At 48.3% G+C, this 6,096-nt stretch carries 6 protein-coding genes; 1 reads left to right on the top strand and 5 read right to left on the bottom strand.

Features of this window, described 5'->3' with window-relative positions; genetic code table 11:
* On the top strand, window positions 1-693 hold a 693-nt coding region (locus R3289_RS20265; RefSeq protein WP_318927718.1), incomplete at its 5' end, for an iron-containing alcohol dehydrogenase.
* A gap of 110 nt (window positions 694-803) precedes the next feature.
* Here the strand turns inward: R3289_RS20265 and R3289_RS20260 are convergent.
* The 5 genes from R3289_RS20260 to R3289_RS20240 form a co-directional block, all read right to left on the bottom strand.
* Window positions 804-1,493: an SDR family oxidoreductase gene (locus tag R3289_RS20260; RefSeq protein WP_318927717.1), complete on the bottom strand. Its 690-nt coding sequence runs from the start codon at window positions 1,491-1,493 to the stop codon at window positions 804-806.
* A 211-nt stretch (window positions 1,494-1,704) separates the two neighbouring features.
* Entirely contained in the window at window positions 1,705-2,214 is a 510-nt protein-coding gene (locus R3289_RS20255) for a VC2046/SO_2500 family protein (RefSeq protein WP_318927716.1), read from the bottom strand.
* Window positions 2,215-2,325: 111 nt separating this feature from the next.
* Window positions 2,326-3,477: a PatB family C-S lyase gene (locus tag R3289_RS20250; protein WP_318927715.1), complete on the bottom strand. Its 1,152-nt coding sequence runs from the start codon at window positions 3,475-3,477 to the stop codon at window positions 2,326-2,328.
* A 107-nt stretch (window positions 3,478-3,584) separates the two neighbouring features.
* Window positions 3,585-4,559 (bottom strand): alpha-L-glutamate ligase-like protein, encoded by a 975-nt coding sequence (locus R3289_RS20245; protein ID WP_318927714.1) that lies wholly within the window; start codon window positions 4,557-4,559, stop codon window positions 3,585-3,587.
* 2 nt (window positions 4,560-4,561) lie between these two features.
* Window positions 4,562-6,067: an inactive transglutaminase family protein gene (locus tag R3289_RS20240; RefSeq protein ID WP_318927713.1), complete on the bottom strand. Its 1,506-nt coding sequence runs from the start codon at window positions 6,065-6,067 to the stop codon at window positions 4,562-4,564.
* Between the last annotated feature and the right edge of the window lie 29 nt (window positions 6,068-6,096).

The raw sequence follows: 6,096 nt of genomic DNA, 5'->3' as shown, positions 1-6,096 counted from the left end.
GGTCAGGCGCTTCAAGCACTTAAGATGCTGAAAGAATACCTGCCATCAAGCTACGCGAATGGTGCTGCTGACCCAATCGCTCGTGAGAAAGTGCACAATGCCGCGACTATCGCTGGTATCGCGTTTGCGAATGCCTTCCTGGGTGTGTGTCACTCAATGGCGCACAAATTGGGTGCTGAGTTCCACATCCCACACGGCCTAGCTAACGCACTGCTTATCTCTAACGTTGTCCGTTACAACGCGAACGATAACCCAACCAAGCAAACGGCATTCTCTCAGTATGACCGCCCACAAGCGCGTCGTCGTTATGCAGAAGTCGCTGACCACCTGGGTCTGTCTCAAGCGGGCGACCGTACCGCTCAGAAAATTGAGCGTCTGCTAACTTGGTTAGAAGAGCTTAAGGGTGATTTGGATATTCCATTATCTATCCAGGCTGCGGGTGTTCCAGAGTCTGACTTCCTGGCGAAACTAGACGAGCTATCAGTTGAAGCGTTTGATGATCAGTGTACTGGTGCAAACCCACGTTACCCTCTAATCAGCGAGCTGAAAGAAGTACTAATGGCTTCTTACTACGGTACTCCTTACGTTGAAGGTGAAACGTTCGAAGGTACGACTGTTATCAAGAAGTCTGAAAAAGATGCTGTAATTGCTGAAAAGACAGCTAAAGCAAAGAAAGAAACAGCTAAAGCATAATCATCTGTTATAGCTAGCGCATTGCTTTTGCCGTAAATCATTAAGCCCGCCATTTTGGCGGGCTTTTTTAGATCAGTAGCAAGTAACGAGTTAGACCCTAGACCCTGCCTTTACCCCACTTCTGCCTCTATCATCCGGCCATTAAAGTAGTCATTTTCTACAATATATTCGACGCTTCGAACGATTTCGTATTGCAGAGGCTGGCTGAAAGGGCTGCTCTGTGAGTGGGATGCCTCATCATTAAACACCAGTGGTACGACGCCGCCCACCCGAATATTAAATTCTGCCAATTCCCTGGCCCAGCTCTGTGTCAGACCTGAAATGACAGCTTTCGAACACTCTGTTATTGGAATCTGGCTATCGGGCTGGTTGGCTGCCAGGTTGATAATAACCCCTGGACAATGATGCTCTCGCATATAGCTTGCCGCTTGTTTACCGAAGGTAAAAAAGGTCGTTGCCACTTCAGTCATCGAGCGGCAAAACACGTCAACAGAAGAGGGGCTGAAAAGTGTTGGCAGATCGGCACCCAGCCAGTAATTAATCAATACATCAATCGAACCATAATGCTGATCAACGTCATTTATTAACCCGGCGATGGTTGGCTCATCCTGCGATGTAAGCAGTAACGGGTAACTTGTTCCGCCAGAAGCCAGGCAAGCCTGGTGAGTCAACTCTAATCGTTCAGCATCAATATCCACTAACGCCAATTTTGCTCCAAGCGAAGCGAAATGAAGCGCAAGAGCTTTCCCCATCGGGCTGCCTGCCGCTGTAATTAATATAACAGAGTGCGCGATATTCATAATCACCATCCGTACCAATAAGGTTCGTCGAAACAACTCTTGTCATAGTGACGTTTTCAGATTGTTTAAAATGTGAAAAAGCACGCATATTGTGTTGTTTTGTTATTAAATGTTAGTAAAGTGTGACAGTGGTTATTGCTGGTTGTGTCAAAGCTATGACGGTGGTCACGAAATATTTATTTGTGTGAGAGAGTCTGGCTTGTTGTGCAATTTATCCGGTTTGATACATCTCGGCATAACGTTTTGATTGTATAAGTGATAAATACAAATCATGTGGAGATGCCTGAATGGTTGCATCTTCTGTCGGAGGCAGGCGGCGGCGTTCATGACCGGAGAGGTTGTGGTATATCTCCTCGGGCATCCCTTTGGTGCCTAATGGCGGAAACGTTAATGCCGTTGGTTGCAGTTCATGAAGAAATTGCGAGCTGGCTAGTCCCCCCTGATGGAAAGCATCGGCTTGGGCGGCCGCTTTTTCGTAGCAGCTCTCGGTGCTGGTTAATGGCTGTGGATCGGGTAATTCAAAATATGCGCGTAATTCCGCCTCTGTATTTCCTTGCACGGGGGGAGCATCGGTCGGGTTCTTTTCCAGGTGATCCGGCGACAGCATGGCCAGCATCAACGCGAAATCAGCCCGGCGCCCACCTTCAACCGCATGGTTGAGCTGGTTGCCGAGCTGCACTTCGTTGATCAGCATTGCTTTATCTAAGGTGTGGATCTGCATCTGATAAAAGAGGTTCCTGGTTACGATATCTGTTTATCGGTCTCAGATGTCAGAACTTTAGATCTAAATAATTAAAGGTGTTGGTATCACTGGATAGTTACTTATTTGACGCTACAGCGCTTCAATAGCAATGCGCATTCGTTGCAAGGCTTGTTCGAGTATTTTAGTGCTGCAGGCAAAATTCATCCGCACAAAATGCGGGTTCCCAAAATCCGCGCCAGATGACAGGCCGACCCCTGCTTGTTCAAAAAACGTAAACGGGTTGGCTACAGGAAGCGCTGAGGCGTCAATCCATGCTAGGTAAGTGGCTTCTATCTGATGCAGCTTCAGATAAGGCATCGCATTTATTTCATGCGCCAACTTTTGCTGGTGAAGTCGTAAATAGGTTAACTGGTCTTCGAGCCAGGGTTGGCCGTGTTCATAGGCCGCTTGAGCGGCAGTATAAGCGAGCACATTTACCTCGGGCACAATGCCTTCTCTCGCTTGACAAAATTGATGCCTTAACGTCGGGTTCGGAATAATCGCCATTGAGACACCCAATCCGGCAAGATTAAACGTTTTACCCGGCGAGATTAACGTTACAGACCGTTGCGCAGCACTTTCACTGAGGCTGGCAAATGGGATATGTTGCAGGTTAGGCTCTAAAATCAGATCACAATGGATTTCGTCTGAACAGATAAGTAAGTCATGCTGTTCGGCTAGGTATAAAACTTGCTCTAGCTCATCGCGGCGATACACGGTACCACCTGGATTCAGTGGGTTACATAACAGTAATAGTGTTGTCTCCGGTGCGAATTCGATTTGGCTGAAATCAACTAACCAGCGATTTTTTTGTAAGGTGACGGGGGCAACAGAAAGCGACCGTTTGGCCTTTTTTACCGCAGAGATGAATGGCGGGTAGATCGGTGCTGGACTGACAACAGTTTGATGCTCTGTGGTTAGCGAACGCACAGCGAGGTTAAGGCCGCAGACTAATCCCGGCAGATACACAATCCACTCGGGCTGTATCTGCCAGTTGAATTTGCGTTGCATTCGTTCTACCAGTAGTTCCGCCAATCGCGGCGGCGGTTGGCCATAACCGAAAATACCGTGATCAATATGTCGATGCAGCGCGTCAGTGATGGCTTCGGGCACTGGGAAGTCACTGTCTGCGACCCACATCGGCAAAATGTCTCTGCCTTTGTATTTATTCCATTTTATGCTGTTGCTCTCGGTGCGATCGATAGCTGCCTCAAACAGCGGATGGGGGGAGTGCACTGTCATGTTGATTCCACTCTGTTCGGTATAGTCAGATATTAATTACATATCTTTCTGATATAAAAAAGCCCTCACATCACTGTCAGGGCTTTTATTATTAATTAGAAGTGGACTTAGAATGCCGGTTTCACGCCAAATTGGTCGGCCGCATAGGCCACTCGCTCAGCAGGTGTCGGCGGCATGTTTGGTATACCTAAGTTTTCTATATGGTGTAAACGAGGTAACAGTCCGCATCCGTTAGCGGTTTGTATCGCCAAACCAGGACGCGCATTAAGCTCAAGCACCATTGGCCCTTTTATCTTATCGAGTACCATATCAGTGCCCATATAGCCAAGCCCTGCCATCTCCCAGGCGCTTGCCGCTAGCGTCAATAATTTAGTCCAATTGGGTACCGAAAGTTCGCTAAGCAACCTGCCCGTATCCGGGTGGCGTTCAATAGGGTGGTCAAACTGTACCGCACGAATCGCTTTACCTGTGGCGATATCGATCCCGACGCCGACAGCGCCCTGGTGGAGGTTGGCTTTACCGTCTGAGGCTGCCGTTGAGCAACGCATCATGGCCATAACCGGATAGCCTCTAAAAACGATAACCCTGACGTCTGGCACTCCCTCATAACTGAAGCCATCGAACACGTCATCAAACTGGATCAGATCTTCAATCATCGCAACATCATTCTTTCCACCGAGTGAAAAGAGCCCCGCCAGGGTATTGGTGATGTGACGCTCGACATCTTGTTTATTGATTTCCACACCAGAGGGTTTGGTATAAATACCATCTTTGTGCTTGATGATAACTAAAATGCCTTTCCCGCCCGAGCCCTGGGCTGGCTTGATCACAAATCCCGGCCAGTTTTTGACCATCTCGTGGACATTTCTGACGCCACCCTGGCTGTGAATGACCCCAATCAGCTCCGGAACCGTCGCACCGGCACGTTGAGCAATCTTCTTCGTTTTGAGTTTGTCATCAACGAGCGGATAGAGACTACGGTCATTGTACCGGCCGATGTAACTGTGGTTTCGCTTATTCATTCCCATAATGCCGCGATCACGCAGCTTGAACGGAGAGGTAAACTGTGAAAACAGTGACATAGTTAGTCCTCCGCAAGTGGTTTGAAGCGACGTAATTCACTTAAGCGATAACCGGTGTAGTTACCGAGCATTAAGATAAGAGCGAGAATAATCAGTTGCATACCAACAAAATTAAAGGTCAGGTGACGTACCATATCGTTGGTCATTGCCAGGTAGACCAGTATTGCGGTGAGCAGTGAACCGCCACCTTGAACCAGGACTTCTTTGGCGCCTTCTTCTTCCCACAGGATCGACATACGCTCAATGGTCCATGACAAGATAATCATCGGGAAGAAGGTAATACTCAAGCCTTCTACCAGGCCGATTTTAAAGGCGACAACGGTGAATACTGAAATGATCATTATTACCGTAATGATTACCGCAGATATTCTGGCTACCAGCAGCAAATTCAAATTAGACAGATAACTTCGAATAATTAAGCCGGTGCCGACGATAAGTAAGAAACCAAGAATACCGGTAAGCAGCTGAGTCTGAACAAACGCCACGGCAATCAATACCGGCATGAAGGTACCGGATGTTTTCAGGCCGATAATAATACGCAGGAAAACCACAACCAAAGCACCGATTGGCACCAGCATAATGGTTTTAAACATGGCCTGCTCTTCAACCGGCAGGCTGTGAATCGAGAAATTCAACAGATCGTCGGCCACGACTTTTTCACGGGTGGCTTGCTGAGGCGTAATATCCTGGGCAATAATCGAAAAGCTGATGTTGGAGTTGTGACCACCGACGACATCTAATAGTGAATGGCTTTGCTGGTTCCAGATTAAAACATCTTTCGGTTTACCTTCGATACCGGTTTGCGGATCGAACAACTGCCACTGTTGACCGTCCCAGAGTTCAACCAGAAGATTGATACTTTGGCGGCGGCGGCCATCTTCAAGTTGCAGGCCACCGACCAGACGGGCATGAATGCCTTCAAGTGAGAGCAAGCTGATGATGGCATCTTCGCGACTCAGGTTGTTAAGCAGCAGTGATGCGTTCTGGTTCTGCTTGTCATTAAACTGTTTTATGAGCTCACGAGTAAACGTCAGGTTGTCTGCTGACAGCTTACGTGCCTGAGTCAGCATCGCGATGGCTGCCGTTTGTTGCGGGTTGTCAAGGCTAACGGCGACAGGATCGCCTTTCGGTGGTATCACCCGATAGCTTGCTTGATCATCAACCAGCATCTGGGTTTTGTAATAGAGGATTTGCTTGCCGGTGGCCTGACGGATTGACCATTCGGCCCGACGGCCATTGTCTGTCTCGATCAGAGCCACCCCATAACCCGGAGAGGATGTGCTTTCATCGATCAGGGTAAACCCCTGTTGTGTTTCAGGGGCTGCCATCGAGATCTTAACCGGATCACCAATGGCGTCAAACTCGATACGTGCTTCGAGTTCCCACAGTGCACGTTCTTCGCCGGGCGTCCACGGCACACCGTAAATAGCATGACGGTATTGGCTTAGCGCAGCACCTGCAATGACGAGCAATGAAATTAAAAAGTAAAACGGTATTCTTGACGTCATAACATCCTCATCATTTCTTGTTAGCGTTT

Source organism: Photobacterium sp., from assembly GCF_033720175.1.
In the GTDB taxonomy this organism is placed as follows: domain Bacteria; phylum Pseudomonadota; class Gammaproteobacteria; order Enterobacterales; family Vibrionaceae; genus Photobacterium.
The sequence above is the reverse complement of the archived record's forward strand: the minus strand, read 5'-3'. Positions and strand labels throughout refer to the sequence as shown.